At 36.4% G+C, this 25,296-nt stretch carries 23 protein-coding genes; 17 read left to right on the top strand and 6 right to left on the bottom strand.

Going from position 1 to position 25,296, the window contains the following annotated elements; all coding sequences use genetic code 11:
• The first annotated feature begins 46 nt into the window (after positions 1–46).
• The 10 genes from B9Y84_RS11335 to B9Y84_RS11285 all read left to right on the top strand — a co-directional run bounded on the left by B9Y84_RS11335 (position 47) and on the right by B9Y84_RS11285 (position 11,819).
• Positions 47–1,240 (top strand): proline dehydrogenase family protein, encoded by a 1,194-nt coding sequence (locus B9Y84_RS11335; RefSeq protein WP_085517292.1) that lies wholly within the window; start codon positions 47–49, stop codon positions 1,238–1,240.
• 257 nt (positions 1,241–1,497) lie between these two features.
• Positions 1,498–3,225, top strand: a complete 1,728-nt coding sequence (gene lysS, locus B9Y84_RS11330) for a lysine--tRNA ligase (RefSeq protein ID WP_176223787.1) — start codon at positions 1,498–1,500, stop codon at positions 3,223–3,225.
• Positions 3,226–3,799: 574 nt separating this feature from the next.
• Complete coding sequence (locus B9Y84_RS11325; protein WP_085517288.1) at positions 3,800–4,789, top strand: hypothetical protein; 990 nt, start codon at positions 3,800–3,802, stop codon at positions 4,787–4,789.
• Positions 4,789–7,125, top strand: a complete 2,337-nt coding sequence (locus B9Y84_RS11320) for a TonB-dependent receptor plug domain-containing protein (RefSeq protein WP_085517286.1) — start codon at positions 4,789–4,791, stop codon at positions 7,123–7,125. Before B9Y84_RS11325 ends, B9Y84_RS11320 begins: the two co-directional genes overlap by 1 nt.
• Positions 7,122–7,988, top strand: a complete 867-nt coding sequence (locus B9Y84_RS11315) for a DUF4249 family protein (protein ID WP_085517284.1) — start codon at positions 7,122–7,124, stop codon at positions 7,986–7,988. Before B9Y84_RS11320 ends, B9Y84_RS11315 begins: the two co-directional genes overlap by 4 nt.
• Positions 7,989–8,511: 523 nt before the next feature.
• On the top strand, positions 8,512–8,946 hold the full coding sequence (locus tag B9Y84_RS11305) for a universal stress protein (RefSeq protein ID WP_085517280.1): 435 nt from the start codon (positions 8,512–8,514) through the stop codon (positions 8,944–8,946).
• A gap of 138 nt (positions 8,947–9,084) precedes the next feature.
• Complete coding sequence (locus B9Y84_RS11300; protein WP_085517278.1) at positions 9,085–9,828, top strand: hypothetical protein; 744 nt, start codon at positions 9,085–9,087, stop codon at positions 9,826–9,828.
• 234 nt (positions 9,829–10,062) lie between these two features.
• On the top strand, positions 10,063–10,653 hold the full coding sequence (locus tag B9Y84_RS11295) for an SOUL family heme-binding protein (RefSeq protein WP_085517276.1): 591 nt from the start codon (positions 10,063–10,065) through the stop codon (positions 10,651–10,653).
• Between the two features lie 67 nt (positions 10,654–10,720).
• A complete protein-coding gene (locus B9Y84_RS11290) occupies positions 10,721–11,332 on the top strand; it encodes an alpha-ketoglutarate-dependent dioxygenase AlkB family protein (protein WP_085517274.1) in 612 nt (203 codons plus the stop codon).
• A gap of 34 nt (positions 11,333–11,366) precedes the next feature.
• On the top strand, positions 11,367–11,819 hold the full coding sequence (locus B9Y84_RS11285) for a PH domain-containing protein (protein WP_085517272.1): 453 nt from the start codon (positions 11,367–11,369) through the stop codon (positions 11,817–11,819).
• 35 nt (positions 11,820–11,854) lie between these two features.
• Here the strand turns inward: B9Y84_RS11285 and B9Y84_RS11280 are convergent, their stop codons facing one another.
• Positions 11,855–12,277 carry a secondary thiamine-phosphate synthase enzyme YjbQ gene (locus tag B9Y84_RS11280; RefSeq protein WP_085517518.1) on the bottom strand — a complete coding sequence of 141 codons (423 nt, stop codon included), beginning with the start codon at positions 12,275–12,277 and terminating at the stop codon, positions 11,855–11,857.
• 317 nt (positions 12,278–12,594) lie between these two features.
• Positions 12,595–12,792 carry a hypothetical protein gene (locus tag B9Y84_RS11275; RefSeq protein ID WP_085517270.1) on the bottom strand — a complete coding sequence of 66 codons (198 nt, stop codon included), beginning with the start codon at positions 12,790–12,792 and terminating at the stop codon, positions 12,595–12,597.
• A gap of 181 nt (positions 12,793–12,973) precedes the next feature.
• On the opposite strand from B9Y84_RS11275, the gene B9Y84_RS11270 reads away from it, so the two are divergent.
• From B9Y84_RS11270 to B9Y84_RS11260, 3 genes are read left to right on the top strand one after another with little or no spacing between them, the layout of a single operon-like run.
• On the top strand, positions 12,974–13,729 hold the full coding sequence (locus tag B9Y84_RS11270) for a hypothetical protein (protein WP_085517268.1): 756 nt from the start codon (positions 12,974–12,976) through the stop codon (positions 13,727–13,729).
• 11 nt (positions 13,730–13,740) lie between these two features.
• Positions 13,741–14,403 carry a DUF5675 family protein gene (locus B9Y84_RS20980; protein ID WP_085517266.1) on the top strand — a complete coding sequence of 221 codons (663 nt, stop codon included), beginning with the start codon at positions 13,741–13,743 and terminating at the stop codon, positions 14,401–14,403.
• Positions 14,387–14,572 carry a hypothetical protein gene (locus B9Y84_RS11260; protein WP_085517264.1) on the top strand — a complete coding sequence of 62 codons (186 nt, stop codon included), beginning with the start codon at positions 14,387–14,389 and terminating at the stop codon, positions 14,570–14,572. Before B9Y84_RS20980 ends, B9Y84_RS11260 begins: the two co-directional genes overlap by 17 nt.
• Positions 14,573–15,395: 823 nt before the next feature.
• Here B9Y84_RS11260 and B9Y84_RS11255 read toward each other — a convergent pair.
• Genes B9Y84_RS11255 through B9Y84_RS11245 form a run of 3 tightly spaced genes read right to left on the bottom strand, consistent with a single transcriptional unit; the run spans position 15,396 to position 19,418 of the window.
• Positions 15,396–17,939 (bottom strand): TonB-dependent receptor, encoded by a 2,544-nt coding sequence (locus tag B9Y84_RS11255; RefSeq protein ID WP_085517262.1) that lies wholly within the window; start codon positions 17,937–17,939, stop codon positions 15,396–15,398.
• Positions 17,929–18,834, bottom strand: coding sequence for a FecR family protein (locus B9Y84_RS11250; RefSeq protein WP_085517260.1), 906 nt, complete (start codon positions 18,832–18,834; stop codon positions 17,929–17,931). The genes B9Y84_RS11255 and B9Y84_RS11250 overlap by 11 nt, the downstream gene beginning before the upstream one ends.
• A gap of 56 nt (positions 18,835–18,890) precedes the next feature.
• Positions 18,891–19,418 carry an RNA polymerase sigma factor gene (locus B9Y84_RS11245; protein WP_085517258.1) on the bottom strand — a complete coding sequence of 176 codons (528 nt, stop codon included), beginning with the start codon at positions 19,416–19,418 and terminating at the stop codon, positions 18,891–18,893.
• A gap of 207 nt (positions 19,419–19,625) precedes the next feature.
• Here B9Y84_RS11245 and B9Y84_RS11240 point away from each other — a divergent pair, with 207 nt between their 5' ends.
• The 4 genes from B9Y84_RS11240 to B9Y84_RS11225 all read left to right on the top strand — a co-directional run bounded on the left by B9Y84_RS11240 (position 19,626) and on the right by B9Y84_RS11225 (position 23,447).
• The gene (locus tag B9Y84_RS11240) at positions 19,626–20,666 is read left to right on the top strand and encodes a hypothetical protein (RefSeq protein ID WP_085517256.1); all 1,041 of its coding nucleotides are present in this window, start codon (positions 19,626–19,628) and stop codon (positions 20,664–20,666) included.
• A 187-nt stretch (positions 20,667–20,853) separates the two neighbouring features.
• On the top strand, positions 20,854–21,294 hold the full coding sequence (locus tag B9Y84_RS11235) for a hypothetical protein (protein ID WP_085517254.1): 441 nt from the start codon (positions 20,854–20,856) through the stop codon (positions 21,292–21,294).
• A 446-nt stretch (positions 21,295–21,740) separates the two neighbouring features.
• The gene (locus tag B9Y84_RS11230; protein WP_139828012.1) at positions 21,741–22,514 is read left to right on the top strand and encodes a hypothetical protein; all 774 of its coding nucleotides are present in this window, start codon (positions 21,741–21,743) and stop codon (positions 22,512–22,514) included.
• 240 nt (positions 22,515–22,754) lie between these two features.
• Positions 22,755–23,447 (top strand): hypothetical protein, encoded by a 693-nt coding sequence (locus B9Y84_RS11225; protein ID WP_085517251.1) that lies wholly within the window; start codon positions 22,755–22,757, stop codon positions 23,445–23,447.
• A 1,641-nt stretch (positions 23,448–25,088) separates the two neighbouring features.
• On the opposite strand, the gene B9Y84_RS20865 is transcribed toward B9Y84_RS11225, so the two are convergent.
• On the bottom strand, positions 25,089–25,295 hold the full coding sequence (locus B9Y84_RS20865; RefSeq protein WP_085517247.1) for a GDCCVxC domain-containing (seleno)protein: 207 nt from the start codon (positions 25,293–25,295) through the stop codon (positions 25,089–25,091).
• Position 25,296: the final 1 nt, after the last annotated feature.

The raw sequence follows: 25,296 nt of genomic DNA, 5'->3' as shown, positions 1-25,296 counted from the left end.
GCACGTGACATCGTTTTCCTTATATTTACGGACTTAAAATAATTTTATGGAAGTAACAACAAACCCAATATTTGATGATGTATCCATTGCATTTACCAGTAAGTCGGATCGACAATTAAGAAAAGCGTATTGGCTCTTCACTTTAATGGGAAAGGGATGGTTAGTAGCGATTGGTAAATTTTTTGTGAAGTTAGGATTTGCTTTACATCTACCAATAAGCAAGATAATTTACTGGACGGTTTACGACCAGTTTTGCGGTGGCGTAACTATCAAAGACAGCCAAGGAACAATTGATGAATTAGCTTCGCATGGGATTGGAAGTATTTTAGATTATTCTGTTGAAGGAGCAAAAACTGAGAAAGGGTTTGATAAAACGATGAATGAAATCTTAAGAACCATTGATCGTGCGGCAGATGATGATAATATACCTTTTTGTGTATTTAAGCCCTCAGGAATTGCTCTTGGGAAAATCTTTACAAAAATCCAAGCAGGACAGAAATTGACTGAAAAAGAAGAGGCTATTCATAAAAGGAATACTGAAAGATTTGAGAAAATATGTAAAGCAGCTTATGATAAAAATGTTCGGATTTTAATCGATGCCGAAGAGAGCTGGTTACAAGATCCGATTGATGAAGTCGTTTACCAAATGATGGAAAAATACAACAAAAAAACCGCTATCATTTACAATACTTACCAGATGTATCGTGCAGATATGTTTGAAAACCTTAAAAAGGCGCATAAAAGAGCCAAGGAAAAGGGATATTTTATTGGGGCAAAACTAGTGAGGGGTGCATATATGGAGAAAGAGGCAGATAGAGCAGAGGAAATGGGTTATCCTAACCCAATACAAAGTTCTAAGGAGAGAACGGATATAGATTATAATTCTGCTTTGGAGTACTGTGTGGAAAACCTAGAGGATTTTTATGTTTTCAACGGTACGCATAATCAGTATAGCAACTATTTTTTATCGTATATGATGGATAAACATGGTATAAAGCCAGAAGACGAAAGAGTTTCCTTTGCGCAATTGTACGGAATGAGCGATAATATATCTTTTAACTTAGCGCACAAAGGCTATAATGTTGCTAAATATGTGCCTTACGGTCCTGTGAAAGCAGTAATGCCGTATCTATTCAGAAGAGCTGAAGAAAATACTGCAGTAGCTGGACAAAGTAGTAGAGAGTTTTCTCTAATAAAAGAGGAACTGCAAAGGAGAAAAGAGGAGAGGAGAAAAAGTTAAAGTAGGAAGATGTATTTAGGGTAATAACAACTAAGCCAGTACCGAAGCTAAGAGCATAATTGATTAGAATGCCCTTAATGGGCAGTTTTTGGTATAAATAGACTACTTGTTCTAATATATTGTTAGATTAGAATTTTTGTCTAGCATCTAGGCTCTAGAATCTAGCATCTCTACATAAAAATTATCATACTTTCCCTTATCTTTGCAGATTAAAATAGTAGATACGCGATTCCAAAATATATTGAGTTAATACCATGATGCATTTAAGCGAACAAGAAATAGAAAGAAGAAAAGGTAGGGAAGAATTAACGAAACTGGGGATTAATCCTTATCCCGCAGAAACCTTTGATGTGAATGCAAATGCAGCTGATATCAAAAAGAATTATGAGCTAGATAAGCTTAATTATAAGAATATCAGCATAGCTGGTCGCTTGATGAGCAAAAGGATAATGGGAAAAGCTTCTTTTGCTGAAATTCAAGATAGTACAGGTAGGATTCAACTTTATCTCAACAGGGATGAAATATGCCCTGAGGAAGATAAAACGCTTTACAATACTGTTTTTAAGAAGTTACTAGATATCGGTGATATTGTAGGGATTAAAGGATATGTTTTTACCACACAAGTAGGAGAGATTTCTATTCATGTAAAAGAACTAATTGTATTGACGAAATCTCTGAGGCCACTACCTATCACAAAAGAAACTACCGATGAACAAGGGAATGTGAAAAAGCATGATGCTTTTACTGATTCTGAGCAACGTTACAGGCAGCGCTATGTGGATATGATTGTAAATCCTGAAGTGCGTGAGACTTTCAGGAAAAGATCGCAATTGGTAAATTCTATGCGTTTATTCTTAGGTGACAAGGGTTATTTGGAGGTAGAGACACCAATTTTACAACCACTCTATGGAGGAGCGGCAGCTCGTCCGTTCAAAACGCATCATAATACTTTAGATATGACCTTATATCTAAGAATTGCGAATGAGTTATACTTGAAGAGGTTAATTGTAGGTGGTTACGATGGTGTTTTTGAGTTTGCTAAAGATTTTAGAAATGAAGGAATGTCAAGATTCCACAATCCTGAATTTACCCAGGTAGAGCTCTATGTAGCTTATAAAGACTATGAATGGATGATGAATTTGGTGGAGGAGATGGTGGAAAAAGTTGCCATGGACATTCACGGTACCACGGAAGTAAAAGTGGGGGAAAATATTATTAATTTCCAAAGACCTTGGAAACGCTATACCATGTATGAAGCTATTGAGCATTTTACAAGTATTGATATTTCTGAAATGAATGAGGAGGAGCTCAGGAAGACTGCTGAGAAATTGCATGTGCCTGTAGATGAATCCATGGGTAAAGGAAAGTTGATCGATGAGATATTTGGTGAGAAATGTGAGGCACAATTGATTCAGCCAACTTTTATAACTGATTATCCGATTGAAATGTCCCCACTTGCTAAAAAGCACGCTACCAAAGAAGGTTTAGTAGAGCGTTTTGAGGCAATTTGTAACGGAAAAGAAATTTGTAATGCTTTCTCTGAGCTGAATGACCCTATTGACCAACGTCAACGATTTGAAGAGCAATTGGAGTTGGGTAAAAGAGGGGATGATGAGGCGATGATGTTGGATGAAGATTTCTTACGGGCCTTGGAATATGGAATGCCACCCACAGCAGGTCTTGGAATCGGAATTGACCGCTTGAGTATGATCATGACGAATAGCAATTCCATTCAAGATGTTTTATTCTTTCCACAAATGAAACCTGAGAAAAAAGCTAAAGTAGCAACAGAGGCTGATTTTGTTAAAGCAGGAGTTCCTAAAGAATGGGCTCCAGTTGTAATGGAAGCAGGAATCATGACAGTAGAAGAATTGAAAGAAACTAAGCATACTAAATTGCATCACCAGATTTCAGGTTTGAAAAAGAAAATGAAACTGGATATTCCTAGCGTAACTCCTGATGATGTGAAGGAGTGGGTTAGGTAAAGTGTTAGATGAGGGGTGATGGATGTATGATATATATGGTCAGTACCGAAGGTCAGACCGTAATTAGCTACTGGAAGAAAAGTAGGAAATAGAGAGTTGACAAAAGAGCCGGTTTAGCCGGCTTTTTTTATTGATTAAAAAACACTTATCAAGCCCTAATCAGTTCTCATCCTTTCTCAATCTCTTATGTTCTAATGCCAGTTTTATAAGTATTATAAATATAATTATTTGCTTTTTAGTTTACACATACGGTTTAAAGATGATTAAAAGTATTATTATTCTGTTTTTATATGTTTTAACATTGAACTAAATACTAAATATTTGATGTAATTTATTTTGTCTTTACATTTTTTCCTTTTTTTCTTTGCAGCATCAATTCAAAAATACTATTGAAAAATGGTATGGATGAAAAGTTGTTAGTGCTAGCGAAAGCAGCTTTTAACCAAACCTACAAAGTGAAATTATTGACTTGAACTCACCTAAGTGTTTTCATCTCGAATCAATTTTCATTTCAAGTTTTTAGTGGTGTTGGAAAGTTGATTTAAATTAAATTTTCAACTTTAAATATGTAAAAATGAAAAAAATTACGTTACATAACTATGTTTTATTATTGTTAGTGATAGTTTTTGCTTCATGTAACAATGAAGAAAATGTTATGCCGAAAACTGAAGCCGAAAACTCAAATTTTGAAAAGATTGTAATAGAAGAAGGTATTGTTGCTTTTGAATCTATGGACGATTTTAGTGAATTTTTGAAAAATGCGAACACTAAAGACGAATTCTTAGTAGAATTCGAAAAACAGTTTTCTGAATTTAAATCAAATTTTGATGCTTATGAGGCTATTAATGAATCACAAGTGGAAGAGATGCTTTCTAATCCAGAAAAGTATTCAGCCTTTGCCAAAATAGTGGAGGATAATGGTGAAAAATATTTAGAGCCAATTGTTGATGATGTAAATATTCGATCTGTTGTGAATGAATCAGGGATTGTTAAAATTGGTAAGAAGTATTACAAATTTACCTATGAGCGAGTTTTTATATCTGAAAAACTGTCAGATTTAGAAAATAATACAACAGGTCGATTGAGTAATGTTGAAACTATAGAGGTTATTAGAGGTAGTGGCGAATCTTTAAGAATGCCTAATGAAGATTGTAGACAGGACTACACAAAAAGAGTTAAGATTTCAAATTGGCCTCGTATTTATCGTAACATTAATTGCAGGTTTAGAGGTCGACTTTGGACAGTAAATATTGGATCAATATATAGTGGGATTGGAGCAAATTCAACACATTATGTCAAAACAGCAGGGGTTTGGTTTAGAGATAAGGCACCAATGCTAAGATTAGAATATGATGTTGATTATATTCAATATTTTCCAACTGCTGGAAATATTTATTTAACTGATTCCTTTGATTCTGGTGAGAAGAGTAATGTTAGAAGAATTGATGAAACATTTCAATTTTGTGTCAATGCAAGTTGTAATTTCAGTTTTGATAGTGCTGATTCTTACCATTCTGGAAGAGGGGATGCGGGTAATAGTTGGGGTTGTAATTTGAATATATAATGCTTAAGAAGTTATATATGTTTAGTTGGAGCAAGCATATCATCTTGCTCCTTCTTTTTACAGTTAGTTTTAGTTTACTAAAAGCCCAAGAAATACAAATTTCGGGTTATATATCAGAAGAAGAATCAAGTCAGCCAGTTCAGGCTGCGCTATATACAAACCATCAAGATGAAGGACTAAAAAGCAATAGTGCTGGTTTTTTCACTTTTAGTTGGAAAGCCAATCAGAATTTACGTTTGGAAGTATCTTCTTCGAGCCATGAAAAGAAAGTAATTACATTTAATCCAAAATCAGACACCTTACTTTACGTTGATTTAAAAGCGATCACTTTGCAAGAAGTATTAGCCAAAGCCTCTAAAACTCAAGTAGGAAGAAGTTCCGTCAGTATGGATATTGAAAAGCTTAAATCTATCCCCCCTGTGATGGGAGAAGCTGATATTCTGAAAACATTCACGCTTTTTCCCGGTATTGCAGTCGGAAATGAGGGAACTACCGGCTTGTTTGTTAGGGGAGGAACACCTGATCAAAATTTGTTATTGCTCGATGAAGCAGTGATTTTTAATCCTTCTCACTTATTAGGTTTTATATCTGTTTTCAATCAGAATGCTATTGAGAGTGCAACTGTTTATAAAGGAAATTTCCCTTCCAAATATGGCGGAAGATTATCGTCCATAGTAGATGTTGAAATGAAAGACGGAAGCGAAAGTGAGGAGCGAAAGGGGAGCTTAAGCATAGGTTTGTTAAGTTCCAATATTATTCTTTCAGGGAATGGAGAAAAATTCAGTTATATGTTAAGTGGGCGAAGCACTTACCTTACCCTCGCCTTAATTCCTAATAATATAAGATACACCTATAGACAGACCGATAATACATTTAATTACTGGATGGAAGATGTAAATGCAAAAGTTAATTTTCAACCGAGCGAAGATCATAAACTGACTTTTTCAGTCTATCAGACAGGAGATTATTTTACTTCGAAGGAACGAGATACACCCTTAACCAATGAGCTTCATATCGATTGGGGCAATCAATTAGCGAGCTTACAGCATACTGGCTTGCTTAAAAATGACTTCATTATCGAAAATTCTTTAACGTATTCCCGATATAAATATCAGTTAGAAGCGCTGCAATCCAATGAGCAGAATACAGCAGTTGATACTGCTTTTGCTAATAGTTCTGCCACGCATAATGTTTCATTAAAGTCTCAATTGAATAAAGAAATTAATAAGAAACTATCATTGGATATCGGGCTTCAGCAACAATACTATTTCTTCAATCCTCGCTTTTATAATCAAACATCAGATAATACTGATTTCGGTGCTCAGAGTTTGTGGGAAACGGGTTTGTTTCTGGATTTAAAATATGATGTTTCCGATTATTTGAAGATTAATGGGGGATATCGGCACTCTTTTTATCTCTCCCGCTCAGAGTTTTATGCCATTCCTGAGCCTCGAATTTCTTTAGATTACCAATGGAGCAGTAATTTGAGTTTTAATTTAGGTTTCACCAAAATGGCACAGCCCATCCATTTATTAAACAGCAGTTCCGGTTTGCCCAATGACAATTGGGTTCCGGCAGGTGAAAATATTCGTCCTGCAATTGCTTATCAAATCAATGGCGGGTTTTCAAGAGCTTTACCTTCCGTAAATGGTGAATTATCCATAGAAGGATATGCTAAAATAATGAACGATTTAATTGATTATCCTTATGGCTATAGTTTTTATAGTATTGCAGCAGGTCCTTTAGACGAAATTGTAGAAAAGGAAGGGGTCGGAAGAACATATGGAATTGAGACCTACTATGAAATGCAATGGGAGCAATTTTCCTCTTGGCTATCTTATACGTATTCTGTGAATACCCGACAGTTTGATGGTATAAATCAAGGCGAAGTATTTTTAGCCAATTTTGACAGAAGACATGATATGAGTTTATCCTTAAATTATCAGGCGAGTAAAAAATGGAACTTCAACGCCGTTTTTAATTTGCAGTCCGGAAGGCCTTTTACGGCTCCTCGTGCAATTATTCAAAATCCCGGAGGTCTGGAACAAGTGGTGTACGGACCAAGGAACAATAGTCGCCTACCAATATATCACCGCTTGGATTTGGGGGCCGAATATAGTTTTACCAAGAAAGGTCGAGATAGGAAATGGTCTTTTGGGGTAATTAATGCTTATAATAGAGTGAATCCTTTTTATTATCATCTTACCCCAAAAATGACAGGGAGTAATACTAGTGGGACAGTTGATTTCTTTGAAAATCAGTACTCGGGTAAGGGCTTTCTTCCTTTTTTGCCTTATGTTTCTTATCAGATTAATTTGTTTAAAAACAGAAAATGAGAATAAGTAGATTCAGTTTTTTATTAACGCTTGTGATAATGGCATGTGATACCAATGTAGATTTTGATGGTGTTGAATACCCTATAGAACCTGTAGTTTATGCTCATTTGAATGCAGATTCTACAGTAGAGGCAAGAATAAGCCACTCTGCCCCGGTACGGGGAGAGTTTTCATCTGACAGAACCATTGATGATGCAAGAGTGGTTTTGATTGAAAATGGAGAAGATAGCACGCTTCTGGAATTGACCTCAGAAGGTCAATATAAAGCAAATTATATCCCCAATATGGCCTCTCAATATAGCTTATGGGTGGAAACTTCTTATGGAAATATGCTTTCTACTTCTGTTAAAATACCCTCGAAACCTAAGGTAGGTTCATCTTATTTAGAACCCTATCAGAAGGGATACTTTAACTATACAGATTTATTAAGGTCAGCATGGAAAGTTGAGGGAGCATTGCCGCAATTTTTGAGTTTGCAAGTAGGATACAATGAAGCGAATCGATTTCAACCCATAATGATAACCTCTGTTGAGGAAGCTGTTATTTCCGCTTGTGGAGGAGGATCAGCCTCAAATAGAGCCAATTTATATAATGTTGTCGATTTTAAAGATGAATGTCTTGAATCCGATTCTTTAAAAATTGCAGTGGCCTTCAATAGAGAGGTTTTACCTGAAGCAAACAGAAGGTTAATAGTGAAATTTGCTGCTACTTCTCAAGAATATCATGACTTTGAAGCTAACTTGATTGACTATAGGGCTTTGGACTTATTTTTTGAGGAGCCACTACCCCCTTATAGCAATTTTGATTTTGGTTATGGGTATTTTGCTGGTTTTAATGAATTGGAAGTTATTTTGAATTTGTAGGTTTCTCAAAATGTATACTATAAAGCGATGTGAATTCTATTTTTGTTTTTAACATCACGACTATCTCTCATGGCTTTTGTTAAGTGTTTTTATAAGGCTAGCCAAAATCGCTTGGTCCCTTTTAAAAGTTTCCATCCAAAGGAAATGGGAATAAGGTTGTTCGAGGCAGTATACAGGTTGATTGCCAAAAGAATTTATTTCATTATTTTCAGCAAATGAATGCCTTCAGAAATCATCTTTACAAACAGACCTAATCTTAAGAATAAAAGCAGACCAAGGAATAATTATGAACCCAAATGTTCAACGCAAACATTTTTCAAATGTAGTATCATCGAGCGAAACGATTTTACATTAATCATTACAAGTGGAATTCGAGTGCCAGACGACTTGGAAAAAGGATATGGTTGAGCCAACAGGAATTAAGTTCGCAGGATTTTTATAATCAAAAGCATTTTTACCATTTCCGATGAGAAATCGTATATTTAAAGTAGAGAAGTGTTGTAAAATTGTAATCCTGAATGTTATGAAAAACATATTGGTTTCCCTAGATTTTAACGAGCAGGAAAAATTGCTGCTTGACAAAGCATATGAACTTGGTGCTGCCTTCAAAGCAAAAATTTGGATTGTCCATATCGCTGCCCCTGAACCTGACTTTTTAGGTTATGGAGTAGGACCTCAATATATAAGAGCTATGCGAGCTTCTGAATTGCGAGATGAACATAAGCTTTTGCAAAAATATACAGAAAAGCTACTTAGCAAAGGAGTAGAGGCAGAGGCTTTATTAGTGCAGGGGGCAACAGTAGAAATGGTGATCAAAGAAGCTCAAAAGCTGAAAGCAGATCTGATTATTGCAGGGCATCACGACCATAATTTTTTGTACAAAGCATTTATGGAGAGCGTATCGGCTGGAATAATTAAAAATTCTAAAATCCCGCTCTTGTTAGTCCCACTAGACTAAATATATGAACCAAATATTAAGGTTTTAGGTATCAAATATTTAAAATCTAACCTTAGAATTTATTTTGCTCTAAGAAGTATTACCTATTAGAGTATATTTTTTATTACATTTAAAGTTTTTCGACACTAAATTTTAAAGATGATATCTAAGGGCTTAGGATTCAGTTTATTATTAATACTTCTATTTTCTCTATCTTTTTCTACGCAAGGTCAATCACGATACACCGTATTTTTAAAATCAGGAACCCAAGTTGAGGCTTCTCGATTAAGTTTCAGGAGTTCAAGCATTCTGGGTGATGCTAATTTGAAAATTAAAGAGCCCAACAAACAAAGATATGAAGCAAGTGAGGTAGATTCAGTTCGGGTTTATGAAGATAACGGATTTACCCTAAAAGTACCTGTTCAGCATTTGTCCCGGTCTTACTGGGGAGATGAAATTTTAAATAGAAATGGGGTGAAAGTATATGAGATTAGTATAATGTACACTAATAATACGGGAGGTTTTGGACCTAATAGTACCCCTATGTATACCACCAACCAGAAAGATATTCAATATTATGGTATTGACCAGAGCACACTTAAACCAGTAAATAGATCAAATTTGAAAGAGGATTTACAGGACTATCCAAGTGCACTGAAGCTCATAAATAAAAGCAAGGGTGTAACAGTAGCCAAAGTATTAATGTATAGTCTCGGAGGTGTTCTGGTCTTGACGGGTATTTTGAGCAATGTCAATGATGATAGTCTATCTCAACCAGAAGAGAGCGGGCCACCACCAAGTGTTTTCATTGGAGCAGGTTTAATTGCTGGTGCGAGTTTGTTGAATTTGGTTAAGTCTAATGATTTTTACGAAGCTTTGGAAGAGTATGCAAGGGTGAGATAAACAGGAGGGAGTATTCCTTTTAGGCAGCTTAGCAAAGTCAAAAGTTATAGTTCAATATTATTACATAGTTAGTTGTACGTGGAGCTGTATGCTGTGTAGATGTGTTTTTTCCTTTATTTTTTCAGCCCCACTAGAAGTGATAAGGTATGTACTATCAAGTGTTGAATTACAACAGTCTAAACGAATTCACGTTTTTAGAGTCTTACATAATATATTATCTCTAAATCATATAAAATGAAAATCTTACTGATTATACTAGGCGTACTCTTGCTGGTTTTTATAGCAATTCAAGTGTTCGGTATTATGAGTCAAAGAAATATAGAAACCTATTCATACGAGCTAATTAAGAAGTACGAAGGCTTTGAAGTTCGTATGTATGAAGAAAGCCTATTTACGTCTGTAAAATTGCCTAAAAGCGAGTATAAAGAAATGTCGAGTAAAGGGTTTTCTATTTTGGCAGGCTATATTTTTGGAGGGAATGAAAGTAATGAAAAAATAGCAATGACCTCACCTGTTAGCATGTCTCTAGAAGATTCAATGACGATGATGTTTTTGGTGCCTAAGAAATACGATAAGGAAGATTTACCAAAGCCGGATCAAGCAAAAATTGAATTTTATAAAGAACCTGCCAAAAAAGTTGCCGCTATTTCTTTTGGAGGGTGGGCAAATGATGAAAAAATAGAGAAGTATAAAAATAAGTTGATTTCTGCTTTAGATAAAGAAGGTTTGCCGTACGCTAATAAATTCTATTTCTTTGGATATAATGCACCTTATGAAGTTTTTAATCGCAAGAATGAAATAATTGTTGATTTGGAAGAAAGATGAGAGGGTAAGATTGGTTCTCGATTTCCAAAAACTAGAAAACTAATTAATTTTGTTTTGAACCCGTTATATGAAGCTATTCAATGAACCTTTTGATCCTAATAAAAATCTACTGCCCTACGATGGAAAGGTAAACTACTATGGCCAAATATTCAGTGATAATGAGTCTTCCCAATTGTACAATGAACTTATGGATGAAATATTGTGGGAACATGATAAAGCCATTATTTTCGGCAAAGAAATCATTACAAAGCGCAAAGTAGCATGGTATGCAGAAAAGCCATTTTCCTACACCTATTCTAAGGTTACTAAATACGCCAAACCTTGGACCGAAGCGCTAAAACAAATAAAGCAAAAAGTAGAAAGACAGTCTGGGGAATCTTATAATTCATGTTTATTGAATTTATATCATTCAGGTGAGGAGGGGATGGCCTGGCACAGTGATGGAGAAAAAGACTTGAAGAAAAATGGAGCTATTGCCTCAGTAAGCTTTGGAGCAGAGCGCAAATTTGCGTTTAAACATAAAGATTTAAAGGAGAAAGTAGAAGTTTGGCTTGAAAATGGAAGCTTGTTGGTGATGAAGGATGAAACGCAATCTCACTGGCTCCATCGATTGCCTCCTACAAAGAAGATTTTTTCACCTAGAGTAAATCTTACTTTTCGAACGATTGTGAATGAATAATTTCATTGAAGTACATTAGAATTTTTTATCTTGAATGAAATTTATTACACCTAATACGAAAATGCATAAGAAATACCCTTCAAAAGTATCCTACGGATTGTTAGTATTTATATTCGTGATCTTTTTTGCTCCTTTTATATTTGACCTTCTTAATAATGGATTGGGTCAATTGGTTTCACTTGTATTGGTCGTCTTACTCTTTTTGTATGGTTTCATTTTACATATGTTTTTTCAGACGGGGTACAGCGTTGAAAATGGGCAGTTGAAAATCAAGATGGGCTTCTTTTCGTTTAGGTCTATTAATATAAATGAAATAAAGAAGATTTCTAAAACTAGCAGTATCCTTTCTGCCCCTGCACCTTCTTTTGATAGGATTGAAATCAGGCATGGTGACTTTGGAAGTATAATCATTTCGCCAAAAGACAAAATTTCTTTTGCAAAGGATTTAAGTGAACTAAACCCAGAAATCAATAATAACTTAATTTAGAGATTATTATAAATTAAAATGATTGATGATGGGGTTTAATCACCCATTACTGTAATCGTAATTTTTCTGCCACCACCATTATTTCGATGTTCACATAGATACACTCCCTGCCAAGTTCCCGTTAGTAGCTTTCCATTTTGAATAGGAACACTCACCGAACTGCCTAGCAGAGAAGCTTTAATATGTGCAGGCATATCATCTGAACCTTCCGTAGTATGTTGGTAGTAATCCATGTTTTCGGGCACCATTTTGTTGAAATGACGTTCAAAATCTCCCCTAACAGTAGGGTCCGCATTTTCATTTAAGGTAAGCCCAGCCGAAGTGTGATGAATAAAGATATGAGCGATACCTGCTTTAATATCTTTCAACTGCGGCATATTTTCCTCGATCTCTTGTTCTATTAAATGGAAACCTCTAGGATAGGGGCGAAGCTGGAAGGATTGTTGTAATGTTGGCATTTTTGCAATTTTCTCAAATTTATAAAAATGTAAAGGCATAAAAAAAGCCAGTAGAAAAATCTACTGGCTTGTCGGGGTGGCAGGATTGCAACTCCAACTATTTAAGCCCTTATTGCCAGTTAGTTATATTTAAACAAATTTTGGTGTTCACCGAATTGTTCACCACTAATATGATTCTATTTGTTTTGCTTTGTGTCAGTATTTCAGGTATTATAGTATCAAAGACCTTTTCTTTGATATACTAAATATACACAAAAAAGGGCAAATTTTATGAATAAAAGGTGGGAAATTTCTGGATTAGAACCTAAATATTTGGCTTAATCTGTGAGGTATTCATGGACTGTTTCAGCATCTATTCCAGTGTAATCTGCGAACTCGGAAACTGTTATGAGCTGGTGTTTTTCTTTCCCTCTTCTTTCTCGAATCTTCTCTAATAACCTTCTTCCAGTGCGCTCGCTTTTACCTGTAATGCGCTGTATGTCCTTTGGATAGATAACGGTTCTTTTCAATATCATAATCTTATACTTTATCTATACTTTATCCATAAGGATGCTGTACACTAATATAGCCAATTTCTTGAAAGCTATAACGACAATAATTACCAATTAAGACAACACGACCTTTAACGGAAGTCAGTTTTTGACAAACGCTCATTTGAGAAATACTTTGGTGGCTCATCAAATATATTTTTCAATTATGGCAAGACAAAAAGGAATTATCAAACTGAAAGGCAAAATCGGAGATTTGTCTTTCTACAAAACGAAAGATGGCTACTTGGCCAGGGAAAAAGGAGGCATCGACAAAGAGCGTATGAAGAATGATCCTGCCTTTCAAAGGACTAGGGAAAATGGCGCTGAGTTTGGGAGAGCTGGAAAAGCTGGAAGGCTCTTGAGAACTTCTGTCCGTCCTTTGCTTTTGAAGGCAGCTGATGGCCGAGTGGCAAGCCGAATGACCCGAGAAATGGTGAAGGTCGTGAAAAGCGATACATCCAACGATAGAGGCGAACGAAAGGCTAGTGAAGGTGATATTGAATTGCTGAAGGGCTTCGAGTTCAATCAAAGCGGGAAACTGAATGCGACCATGTATGCGCCTTTTTCGGCTGCTATTGATCGAGCAACTGGCGAAGCCACGGTGGAGATTCCTAGCTTTATTCCTCAGAATACTTTTGCTGCTCCTGGAGGGGCTACCCATATGCGATTGATATCTGCAGCAAGTAAGGTTGATTTCGATGCGGAGTCTTTTGATTTGGATACTGCAGAAAGTAATGACATTGCTATTGGACCACAGTCTGAGGCAGCTATTAGTTTGACTGCCACTGTACCTACAGCTGGTGATCAGCCCATCTTTTTGCTCTTTGGAGTAGAGTTCTTGCAGGAAGTAAATGGAACGATGTATCCGCTTAAAAATGGTGCTTTCAATGCTTTGGCATTGGTGGAGGTTGATAACGTCTAATTTTTTTAGCAATGAGTTTTGAACTTATTCGAAATTACAGGACGAGCGGAACGAATGGGATTCTAAGGTATGGCAGTGAAAAAATCTGCCATACCATTGAACTTCCGTGGAAGGAAAATCAGCCTTTTATCAGTTGCATTCCTGAAGGGAGATACCTGATGGAAAAGAGGATTACCCATGAAAGGGGATTTCATCTGATATTGAAAAGCGTTCCTGGAAGGAGTTGGATTTTAATCCATCCTGCGAATGATGCGAGAACAGAACTGGAAGGCTGCATTGCACCTGTAGCGGAGCTAACAGGGATAGGAAAAGGAGTCCGATCGAGGGAAGCCATGGACAAGCTTTTGGAAGTCTTTGAAGAGGCTCAAAAGCATCATAATCATATTTACATCACTATTAAAGAGAAATCAGCTATGAATATTTTAGAAAGGGTAAAAAGGCCCACTCCAAAATTGTTTAAAAAATTGCGGACAGTCGGGTTGGTATTGGCTGCTGCAGGAGGGGCTATTTTAGGAGCGCCTATTACGCTTCCAGCTGGCTTGGTCACCGTTGCAGGATATCTGACCGTTGGCGCCAGTGTCCTTACTGCAGTCAGTCAGGTGACGGTGGATGATGAGGTAAAAATTCCTCCACTACCTGAGGTAAAAAACAAGGGAGATGCAAGTCCACGGTAAGGCGGGCACAGCTGGTGGAACAATCCTGACAGTGCTAGTCAATTTGCAAAGTGCTGATATTATAAAGACTTGCATTTTGGCAGCTGTGGGAGCATTAGTTAGTTTTTGTATGTCCTTGGCCATGAAATGGGTGGTCAAGAAAATCAGGAAGAAAGGCCGTAGTTCATAGCTACGGTTTTTTTATGTCCAGTTCACAGAGAAATGATCAAAAAAATAAAAACCTGGCAGGCAAAACCCACCAGGCAATAAAACTAAAACGGCAATGGCGAGAAATTAATCTCAAACCACAAAAACCGAAGGAAATAATAACCTTCAGACTGAACACGAAACCGCGTTAAACTAAACGCTGGACGAAGACGAACGTACGCCACCAGCCACTTGCTGGCGATGCGCACTCTAAAAATTAATTTAAACATAGTGCGCATCCACACAGGAACGGTGAGATAGATGCAAGAGCGGCACATAAAAAATACGAGCATGAAGGGTTTGGAAGTCGGGAAGGATGCTGGAGATTTTTTTTGTAGCCGGCAACGCGAACTCTTGTCATCTTTCTCATCCGCATGCCTGTAAATTTCACTATGTTTGGATTGATTTTTCTACTGTCCTGACGCAGGAAAGCTGGTAAAGAGTTTTTGGGATAGCTAGCAATCTTGTAGGAAATCAGCTATGAAAATCTTCCGATTGACACCAACTTATCCTTTAAGCTTAGTACTAAGTTTTTCAGTCGAACTCAATATAAATCTCCTCATTGACTAAAATATGGGAAGCTTTAGCGGGAAATCACAGGTGAGTACTTAACTCTAAGAAAAAGTTATTGTCAGATCAGAATCAATGTTAGATTTAAAAGTTCCTTTTTATTTAATTAAAATACACATTAAGCAGGATTTGGGCCGTGCTTTGTCCACACTTAGACTTATATTAGTTTTGTCAGTTTTCAAAAAATCTACTGACCAGAATTTTATTCAGAGATATTGTTAAAATATTCCTGCAAGTTAGAGTGTTATTCTAAACATTAAATTGGGAGTAAGTCCCAATCCTTTTTCTTTTACTTTTTGAATTTCCTCCGATTTATTGATAATGTAGTACTGGTTAACAACATTTGTTTGATCAGTGAAATTCCATAGGGCAAAACCGACTTGCGTCCGAATCTTATCACCCATCATGAAATGATATTTAGCTGATAAGTCAGGACGTAGATAATGTCCTAATCTACTGCTATTTGGTGTTTGATAGTTAATACTTCCATCGCTGATAGGAGATAAATTTTCTGGTTCAGTTATAGGTCTGCCACTTTGATAATTTAGTCCAAATGAAAAGTCTAATTTGTTCATGCTATAACTGACACCTAAAGTTGAAGCATGTCTAATATCAAGATTGTTCGGAAATTGGCTAGGTCGTAATGATTTAAAGTCATATATATTTTTTGAATAGGAATAACTGATCCAATAATTAAGACCTTCTATCCTATGGTTAAGTAATATATCAATACCTCTAGAAATGTAACTCCCTGAACTTCTTACAAATTCCAACTGATTTTGAAAACCCTGGCTAGAGGTAATTATTCCGTCCACTTGCTTTAAATAGCCTTCAACACTAAGCAATATGTTATTTTTCTTGTAATGAGCCCCCAGTGAAACTTGTCCACTGGTTACTATAGGTATGTCATCCTCATTGACCAAAACCCAACGTCTTTTCTCCACACCTAAGAAATCTGTTTGAAAATCTATAATTTGGGTGGTTACCTGACTCTTAGCTTCTCCTAATAATTCGATTGTAATATGATCCGTAATGAGTTGATTAAGAGCGAAACGAGGCTCAAAGCGAAACTTATTAAATTTTTCAAAATAGTTAACTCTCAATCCAAATCGACTCAATGTCTGACCACTACTTGAGTTATAGGCGATTTCTGTAAATTGTCCATGAATGTTAAGCACTTCCTTTGTGAACTTTCGGAAATTTGGATTATTCAAATCATCTAGATTACTGACCCCTATTTCATTAAATTGATAACCAGTTTGCAATTTGAAATGATCAGATAATCTCATATCTAATGAGGATTTTACACTGACATCCAATACTTGGTTTTCTTGAAGAAAACGCTGGTTATTTGGGATATCGAAGTTTGTGGAAACTAAATTATAGGAAGAAACAGCCAGAGAAGAGGAGCTTGTCACAAAGTCACTCCATACACGTTCATATTTGACAGTTGCGCCTCGATTTGACTGTTGGAGTTCACTGTTTTTTGATTCTTGCCTGACAGATGATGATTCACTTTCCTCGTATCCAATCTGATTGAAAATATTGATGTAACTTATTCTTAACTTATCTCGCCTAGAGATATCGTACAGTAATTTGCCACTGTAGTCGTAGAAATAGAAATTTTTGTTTGTGGCAAGTGTATCCGTTCCACTCACGAATTTCGATACCTCACTATCTCTGAAGGCACGCTCAAAATAATTACTAAAAGTCGGAGAGTTAACCACTTCGGCAAATGATCTCCTAGCAGAAAAATGTAATCCTATCTTGTCACTTATAGGTATTTTTAGGTATGCATCTGCATTTAACATATTGATTCCTGCCCCGGCCTCAAACTCTTTATCTACCTTATCAAAGGTCTTCAGATCTATTATGCTGGAGATGCCTTCACTATATTTTGCAGAACTTCCGTTTTTTATTAGGCGAACTTTTTGGATTAAATAGGGATTAAAAGCCGAAATCAAACCGAAAAAGTGACCTGTCTTATACATTTTAATACTCTCCCATAATATCAAATTCTGATCGTTTGTACCACCTCTTACGTTAATATCCGACACTTTTTCATTTATACTATGGATACCTGGCAACTTTTGCACAGTATGTAGAATATCGGGCTCAGTTAGGCCAGGGAGGATCTCCGTTTCTTGGAGATCAATACTTAGCGAACCGTCTGCTTTTTTGTCAATTCCTTTTATTAAGAAGTTCTGAACAGTAACTTCTTTAAGCATAGTAATGAGAGGTGTAAGACCTATTTTGGCACAGTCTCCCGTCTGAAGTTGCTGTACTGCTATCTTTTTCGATTGGTATCCCAGGTATTGAACTACTATACTGTCACCAAATCCAGCATCTTTAATTAAAAACTTTCCGTACTCGTCAGATATGGCAATTCCACCTTTAATCATCACTGTAGCTCCTTCCAACATCTGTTTAGTCTCCGCATCAAATAGGATACCACAGAACGTTTGCAGATTTGAATCAATTTTAAGGATGGTTATGAATCTTTCATTCAGAATTTCAAATTTGAGATCAAAATTTTGTTCGATCTCTGTTATACAAATTTCTAATTTTTCACAAGAAGGATATTTCTCGAGGTATAAGTCTCCTATATGGTCATCAACATAACTAAATTTCACATCAAATGCCTGTTCAAGAGAATCCAGCACTCTATTCAAGGGTATGGGTTTATGAATTTGATCAGCAACCTGTCCTAAGCATTCATTAAAACTGAAGATGATGCTTAAACTAGATAGTATTACATATATTTTTAAGCTAATTTTCACTAGTTAAGATTATCTCTTTACCGTTAATCTTGTATGTGAGATTCAAAGGAGCTGTAAGTGCTTTTAATGCCAGTTCAAGGTCATTATGCTGAAAACTGCCCGTAAATAAGACCGTGGTATCAATTCCTCTTGTGGTCACTTCTACATCATACTGCCTTTCTAATTCAGCTATAATGTAAGAGTAAGGCAAGCTGTTAAAACTGCTTTCATTTAAGAGCCATGAAGGACGATTTTCTAGCCTAACATTTGACACTACAGCTGCCCCATTGAGAGCACTAAACATCTTACCAGCAGTGAGAATTTCTTTTTTACTTTCATATTCTACTTGAACTTTTCCTTCAAAGCAAACTATTTCAAAATATTTATCCCTTATTTTTACATTAAATTTTGTTCCTAAAACGCTTACTGTACCCAGTGAAGTTTCGACATCAAATTTTGAACCTTTCGTCACCTCAAAAAAGGCTTCCCCCCGCAATTCAAGACTTCGATTATTTTGCCAACTAAAAGAGTTGTAGTTTAGATCGCTTTGAGCATTCATTAAAACTCTTGATGAGTCAGGAAGGTAAAATTCCGATTGATTTGCCAGCTCCGTTTGTAAATGAACTGTTGACACAGAGTAGAAAACTCCATACCCAATCACTGCTATTAATAGTACCGCAGCAACTTTAAGCAAGGGTTTAACCCAATCAAAGGAGACAATTTTAGCCCCTTTCGACAATTTAGACTTTACTTCCGCATATTCCTCTTCTGAGTTATAGTCAGGTGCCTTAAAATATTTAAGGTGGTTATCAATTTTCTGAAGGTCAGTATAATCTTGCGTTTTTTCAAACGCTTGGCGCTCTTCTTCAGAGAGTGTTCCTTCTAACCATTTTTGTATGTAATCTTGCTGTGTCATAGTTTCTCATATATATAACAGATGAGTTTTAGAATCTCCTACCCAAATTCTTCACTTTATATACCGTCCACTTTTTCTCTTATCAAACTGAGTGCTTTATAGATCCTTTTTTCTACTGCTTTACGTGAAATCCCCAACATATCAGCAATTTCCTGATGCTTTTTACCATCGATACGGTTGAGTAAGAAAGTTGCCCTTAAGTCTTCACTTAGGGAATTGATAGCATTTTGTAAAGCTTGCATATACTCATCTTCTTCCAATAAAAATTCCGGAGATTCTACTGTGTAGCTTTTAGGCTTAATGTTTCTGAATTTCGTAGCTGTTTTATTCTTTGCAATATCATTGAGCATATGATTATTAGCCACTGTAAAAAGAAAAGACTTTGCTTTCTTGTAAGTTACATTTGCACAATTATTCCATAATTTAACAAATGCTTCCTGAGCTACGTCTTTAGGATTGAGTGCTTCACCAAATTTGTAATAGAGAAAATTATGTAAGTCTTTTGAGTATTTAGCAAATAGCTCACTGAAAACGGATTCCTTGCATACATCAAGATTTTCTTCTGGCAGTTGGTTTGTTAGCATTCTTATCCAAAGAAGTTAAATTATTTTAAAAGTGTAAATATAAGTGAAGATTCATTTTTTTGTAGGGAAATCCTAATTTGGAAGCATTTGTAGTGTAATAATGATGTAGCTTTAGAGACTAAAAAAGAATAGGGATAATTTTATTTTTTGGTAGGAATTTATCATGTTCATCTGTTCTATTAGTATAGGCCAAAAAACTATGCCATCATGAAATATTTAGGTCGATTATTTTCTATATTAATTTTGAGTCTCATTTCCGGCCTTTATGGTTGTCAAGAAGAAGCGCAGGAAATAGTTACTCCTGTTCCTACGGAAATAATTTCACTAGAATCAAAAAGCGGAGAGTTTCTTTTCCGAATTAGTCAGCAGCAGGGATCTGGTGATAATATAATTGATGGTAGCAGTTGCACTTCAATTGTATTTCCATTTACAGTTATTATCAATGGAGCTTCAGTTGAAATTACCTCAGAAGAAGATTTTGACCTTATTGAAGATATCATTGATGAGCTAGAAGATGATTCGGATAATATTGAAATTCAATTCCCCATCGAGGTTTCTCTACCTGATAATACCGTGGTGACTATTGCAACTATGGATGAGCTAGAAGACCTACTTGATGAATGCGATGATGACGATGATATTGAGTGTTTGGATATTGTTTATCCAATTACATTTTCCATTTATAATCAAATACGAGAACAAGCTACTACAACCACCATAGAAAACGACAGAGAACTTTATCAATTTCTTGATCAGATAGAAGATAGTGAAATTGTAAGCCTTATTTATCCAATTGATTTGGTCTTATTTGATAATGACATGATCAGCATTAACAGCAATCAAGAACTAGAAGCAGCCGTTGAATTATATGAAGATAGTTGTGAGGAGGAGGAGGATGATAATTATATAGATGTTACTGAACTAAACAATATTTTAAAAGAAAGCATTTGGATGGTGGCGAAGTATGATTCTGCTGCTGTCGATAAATCCGATTTTTTTATGGGTATCGATATCAGTTTTCTAGAAGACAATATATTACTTGCAAAAACAGACTCAGAAGAAATTGATGGCGAATGGGAAACTAGCGGTGATGACGGATTTTTGCAACTTTCCACTGAATTTGATTCGGACGGTAACTTAAATTTACTTAACAGAGACTGGAGAATTGAAAATTTTAATAATGACTCTATAAAGATTACGGCATTGGATACTGATGAAGTAATTAATGTTATAATGACTGTTAAGTGAAAGATCATTGAAGCTAAGAATGAAGCTATGGGTAAGGTTGAATATTCCTGAAAATGATCTGCAGATATTGAATTGTGGTACTAAAAAGCAATATTTTTAAACTGAAGTAAATGGAGACCAGAAGCCACTTTAATAAACGGGGCTAGGCCGAAAAGTCTAATAAGTAGAAAACCAAAAAAATAACACAATGAAAGCAATTAAATTTTTATCGCTAGCAGTATTAATTTCAGGATTAACGGCATTGTCTTCTTGTAAAGAGTACTCAGAATTTGACAACAAGGAAGTAATTGAAAACACTTATTCAGGAAATATTGAGTTAACAGGAAATGTAGAAGCTCTCGGAGATTTTACGGGAGATGGAGACTCCGGAACCTTTTCTTTTGTGTGGGAAAATAAAGAAAAAAAGGCTTCAGTTAATTTTGATGTGACGACTGCGCCTGGTGGTTCTTGCCAGATAATTTTGAATGATGCCAAGGGTAATGAGGTTTTCAACAAAACAAGACCTGAAGGAGAAAATGATACCTTTAGTGGTGAAACTAAAGAAGGAAAAGAGGGGAAATGGTTGGTCACTATTAAATTGACAAATTTAGATGGAGACGGCACTTATGATATAAGACCAGCAAACTAACTGGGCAGAAATCACTGATTAAACGGAAAATATGTAAGGTAAAGCCGATCAATTGAATGAAGTTATATTGTATATAAAGTAAAAGATCCAGTATCACTCAATTTGGAATTACATAGATTTTCTAGGGGTAGCCGAACTTCACAAGCCTTCACTTCAAAAATAGATCAAGCCTAAGCTACTGGCGCACATGAGGGAGAAGATACTAAGGGCTACTAACAGCACATAGAGTAAATCAACGGATAGGGAGATCAGAACTGATCTCCCTATTTTTTTTAGGTGTAAGACTAATTGACACAAAAAAAATAAAATAATTTTAGGTAGGAGTTTGATAAGCTTATCTGTTTTATAATTAGTGAATGCAGTATAAATAGTTCAAAATCATTACAAGAGCATTTTAGCAATTCACCATTTAATAAAAAACAATTTTTAACTAAACAAATAATAAGATGAAGACTAGTTTTATGAATTTAATAATGAGGAGTTCTATGTTTGCATTAGCATTGGCTATTGGCTTATTTCTCCAAAGCTGCAGCCAGGAAAATGTGGACGTTGCGGATGCACAGGTGGAGCTACAAATGAAAGCACAAACTAATCAATCGGTGGTTAATGCTAGAAGCATTAATACAGGATATGTATTCACTGAAATACTGCTTGGTGTTACAGAGTTAGAGTTTGAAACTCTGGAAGAAGCTGAAACGGAAGATGAAGAAGGTGAAGATGAGCAGGAAGAAGTAGAATTTGAGGGAGAGTTTATTGTAGACCTCATTAGAGGAACAAGTACCCCTGATTTTGGTATGGCTGAGATTGCACCGGGCATCTACGAAGAAATTGAAATCGAAATGGAACCAATCCTTGAGGGAGGGTATTCAATTTTTGTTGGGTTTGAATTTACTAACTCGAATAATGAAGTTGTTTCTGTGGAATACGGTAATAGCGATGAGCTTGAGTTTGAAGTGGAAAACGAGACCGGATTTGTCTTGGATGCCGGTGCTGCAAACCAAATGCTAATTTTACTAAATTTAGATGTTCTATTTACAGGAGTTGATTTAAATACAGCAACAGCTGATAACGATGGTGTTATTAGAATCAATGAATCTTCGAATGTGGATATATTAGAAACAATTGCCTCAAACTTAGACCATATCTTAGATGCTGGTGAGGATGATGACGAGGATGGAGATATTGACGAGGATGAGGAGGATGAAGATACAGAGGACTAAGAAAAGCAATTAAAGTAGATCAACAAATAGGGAGATCAGTTTTGGTCTCCCTATTTTTTATTCAGGCACAAGGCTCCTCTCTAATTTTTTAAAAAAAGCAAAATAATTTCAAAATTGAGGTAGGAGTTTTTAGAGCTCAGCTGTTTTATAGATAGTGAAGGGAGTAGGTATTCTAAAAACTAATTAACGAAGCCTTTCAGAACTTCTAAACCAATTTTAAACAAACAAAATTTAATCCTTATGAAAAATTATTTTAAGTCAATCCCAGCATATTTCGTAGCTTCAATGCTCATTTTTAGTGCATGTAGTGAAGATGCAGAAACAACTCAGCCAACGGTGCAAATGCAATTTAATACAGTTAATACTGCCACATCTGTCCCTTCTAATTCACGTGTAGCAGCAAACTCGCTTGAATTTACTTCTGGTTCTATTACCTTAACAGAAATTGAATTTGAAGCAGAAACGGACGAAGGTGATTCTGTTGAAGTAAATATTCAACAAAACGTAGTGATAGATTTTGCTACGGGAGCAACAAGCCCGGATCTTAGTAGTCTCGTTTTCCCAGCCGGAACCTATGCTGAGGCACGAGTAGAATTAGAATTGTTAGATGAGAATGAAATACCTTCAGTTTTATTAGAAGGGACATTTATAGATAGCAATAATGAGTCACATCCAGTTAGATTTGAATTTAACTCAGGTGAAACATTTGAGGTTGAGAAGGAAGGTAGTATTACTTTTTCTGCGGGAGCAAATGTGGTTGCAGAGGTGACCTTCGACCCTACTGTTTGGTTTGCCGGAGTAACAAGCGGCATGCTAGAAAGAGCTACAAAAATAGAAGGCGTGATCGTTATCAGTGAAACTAGCAATGAAGAGATTTTTGATATTGCTGCAGATGGCCTAGACCTAGCTGCCGAAGTGGAAATTAAATTTTGAAAAATTTGAATGTGACGTCCTAATATAGCGTTACAGTTTTACAATAAAAGAACCTTGGTTAACTGAGGTTCTTTTATTTTTTTATTTATCACCATCTCTATTTCATAAATGGCTAATCAGCCAAAACCATGTAAATTTGAATTGAGAAATTGACTTTGCCTTCGTATTCCTAGACAAACTTTATTCAAACTCCACAATTGACTGTGCATGCAACAAGTGTCCAGTGAGATTTTTCATTTAAAGCAGGTGCTAATATTTTCAAGTGGTTTATGAATCCGCGAGCAGGTCAGTTTGATCGCAGTAAATACAATAAAATAGTTTCAAATCTGTCTACGAGAATTCTACTTCCTATTAGCCTGCACCTCCACATAATATATTTTTAAAAGAGAAAAGAAAAAACGAAAAAAAAGAAAAGAGAAAGCCTTTTTTTTTCGGGCTGAATCGCTTAGGGGGCAAGCCTTTTTTGGGAAATACAAGCCGCCACAGGCGGTATGGAGATTTCTCAAAAAAACCAAAGGGCTTGGGCTTGCGGCCTAAAAGCGAAAGCAGCCCGATATTGCTTTCCTCTTTTATTTATTTTTTTATTGATGATGAATCTGCATAAATGGTAAAAAGAACTTCCAAATCAAATTCCTGGGGTAAACTCAATGCGGCCTAAAGCCGCACCTTAAACGGGTGGTGGGGAATTTGGGAATGGATGTGGAATGCCGTCCTATCGTATTGGCACTACAGTTTGATCAAGGCACCATGCGGGAAGATGTGGGAAGGTGAACGCAGGAAGAGCGGTTGCAAAAAATGGAGTTTACGGAATGGTTTGCAATCCGCTGTGTGTCGAGCCGTCTGCGAGTGCGACCCCGGGTGGTAGACCGAGAGTGACCGCAGGAAACGGGGGCTAGCCACGAGCGGAGAGTAACGGAGCGAACAAGGCTTGGCGTGGTTTTTAGTTAAAAAAAGCTGTAGCCGTTTTAATCATAAACACTAACAGCTTTTTTTAAAAACCATGACAAGCCGCAGCCCGGGGGCGCCCGCAGGCGAGCCTAACTCGGGCAACCGGGGGCTGTTGCTTTTAACAGTAGCGAAGCGGAGGTTTAAAGGAACAGACCAGGTAGGTTGCCGTGATGCACTTGGGCTAAGCTGCAAGGGGCATGACAGCACTTGCCCCGAAGGGGTTGGCTTTTGGCTTTAAATACCTTATAAATCAATACTTATTTAAAGCCTGAAGCCAATGCTGGCGAGACCCTTTGCCGCAGCCCAAGTGCAGCACACCATAGTGCCTGGCCGTGCGGCTGGTATATCAAATAACAACTTTTTGGCTTGGGAGCCAAAAAGACCGTTTCCTTTTGCTTTTTTACTTCTTTATCTGCTTAACAGAAAAAAAAGCAAAAGCTATGAGGGAAGGATTGGGCGGGTAAGTGCGGCAGGTTAGCCGAGGGTCTTTGATTTACCCTTTAGGGAAATTAAAGGCTTTCGGCTGGGGGAGCCATGGGCTTTGGCTAAATTTTTGGATTGTGAAAGGGATGTAGGGAAATTGGGCAAGGCGCATGGTCTTTGCCTAATAATTCATTTAGAGAGAGCTTTAAATGGGAATAAGGAAAAGCGAACGTATTATGTTTATTGATACGTTCGTTTTTTGGAGCTTTTTTAACAGCAGCTTTTGTTTTGTTGGATCGGTGGACATGCTACTGTTCCGTAACTACAATAGACACAGCAATCACCAGTTTGTGGTTTTAAAACTGTGTTACAATTTTCACACTCATAGAAGAATTGACAAGCATCTGTTGGCATTTCTTCTGTTTTTTCGTGCCCGCAGTTGGGACATTTTATTGTCGATTTTAGTATTACTTCCATT

Origin of the sequence: Marivirga sericea (assembly GCF_900177665.1) — a bacterium.
Classification (GTDB): Bacteria; Bacteroidota; Bacteroidia; order Cytophagales; family Cyclobacteriaceae; genus Marivirga; species Marivirga sericea.
The sequence above is the reverse complement of the archived record's forward strand: the minus strand, read 5'-3'. Positions and strand labels throughout refer to the sequence as shown.

What these genes read in the sequence shown, in the direction of transcription:
- B9Y84_RS11230 (WP_139828012.1), top strand. Translation starts at nt 21,741, where the DNA reads ATGAAGACTAGTTTTATGAATTTAATAATGAGGAGTTCTATGTTTGCA.
- B9Y84_RS11240 (WP_085517256.1), top strand. Translation starts at nt 19,626, where the DNA reads ATGAAATATTTAGGTCGATTATTTTCTATATTAATTTTGAGTCTCATT.
- B9Y84_RS11280 (WP_085517518.1), bottom strand. Translation starts at nt 12,277, where the DNA reads ATGCCAACATTACAACAATCCTTCCAGCTTCGCCCCTATCCTAGAGGT.
- B9Y84_RS11295 (WP_085517276.1), top strand. Translation starts at nt 10,063, where the DNA reads ATGAAAATCTTACTGATTATACTAGGCGTACTCTTGCTGGTTTTTATA.
- B9Y84_RS11335 (WP_085517292.1), top strand. Translation starts at nt 47, where the DNA reads ATGGAAGTAACAACAAACCCAATATTTGATGATGTATCCATTGCATTT.
- B9Y84_RS11275 (WP_085517270.1), bottom strand. Translation starts at nt 12,792, where the DNA reads ATGATATTGAAAAGAACCGTTATCTATCCAAAGGACATACAGCGCATT.
- B9Y84_RS11300 (WP_085517278.1), top strand. Translation starts at nt 9,085, where the DNA reads ATGATATCTAAGGGCTTAGGATTCAGTTTATTATTAATACTTCTATTT.
- B9Y84_RS11250 (WP_085517260.1), bottom strand. Translation starts at nt 18,834, where the DNA reads ATGACACAGCAAGATTACATACAAAAATGGTTAGAAGGAACACTCTCT.
- B9Y84_RS11260 (WP_085517264.1), top strand. Translation starts at nt 14,387, where the DNA reads ATGCAAGTCCACGGTAAGGCGGGCACAGCTGGTGGAACAATCCTGACA.
- B9Y84_RS20865 (WP_085517247.1), bottom strand. Translation starts at nt 25,295, where the DNA reads ATGGAAGTAATACTAAAATCGACAATAAAATGTCCCAACTGCGGGCAC.
- B9Y84_RS11290 (WP_085517274.1), top strand. Translation starts at nt 10,721, where the DNA reads ATGAAGCTATTCAATGAACCTTTTGATCCTAATAAAAATCTACTGCCC.
- B9Y84_RS11225 (WP_085517251.1), top strand. Translation starts at nt 22,755, where the DNA reads ATGAAAAATTATTTTAAGTCAATCCCAGCATATTTCGTAGCTTCAATG.
- B9Y84_RS11235 (WP_085517254.1), top strand. Translation starts at nt 20,854, where the DNA reads ATGAAAGCAATTAAATTTTTATCGCTAGCAGTATTAATTTCAGGATTA.
- B9Y84_RS11320 (WP_085517286.1), top strand. Translation starts at nt 4,789, where the DNA reads ATGCTTAAGAAGTTATATATGTTTAGTTGGAGCAAGCATATCATCTTG.
- B9Y84_RS11325 (WP_085517288.1), top strand. Translation starts at nt 3,800, where the DNA reads ATGAAAAAAATTACGTTACATAACTATGTTTTATTATTGTTAGTGATA.
- B9Y84_RS11305 (WP_085517280.1), top strand. Translation starts at nt 8,512, where the DNA reads ATGAAAAACATATTGGTTTCCCTAGATTTTAACGAGCAGGAAAAATTG.
- B9Y84_RS11285 (WP_085517272.1), top strand. Translation starts at nt 11,367, where the DNA reads ATGAAATTTATTACACCTAATACGAAAATGCATAAGAAATACCCTTCA.
- B9Y84_RS11245 (WP_085517258.1), bottom strand. Translation starts at nt 19,418, where the DNA reads ATGCTAACAAACCAACTGCCAGAAGAAAATCTTGATGTATGCAAGGAA.
- lysS (WP_176223787.1), top strand. Translation starts at nt 1,498, where the DNA reads ATGCATTTAAGCGAACAAGAAATAGAAAGAAGAAAAGGTAGGGAAGAA.
- B9Y84_RS11270 (WP_085517268.1), top strand. Translation starts at nt 12,974, where the DNA reads ATGGCAAGACAAAAAGGAATTATCAAACTGAAAGGCAAAATCGGAGAT.
- B9Y84_RS20980 (WP_085517266.1), top strand. Translation starts at nt 13,741, where the DNA reads ATGAGTTTTGAACTTATTCGAAATTACAGGACGAGCGGAACGAATGGG.
- B9Y84_RS11315 (WP_085517284.1), top strand. Translation starts at nt 7,122, where the DNA reads ATGAGAATAAGTAGATTCAGTTTTTTATTAACGCTTGTGATAATGGCA.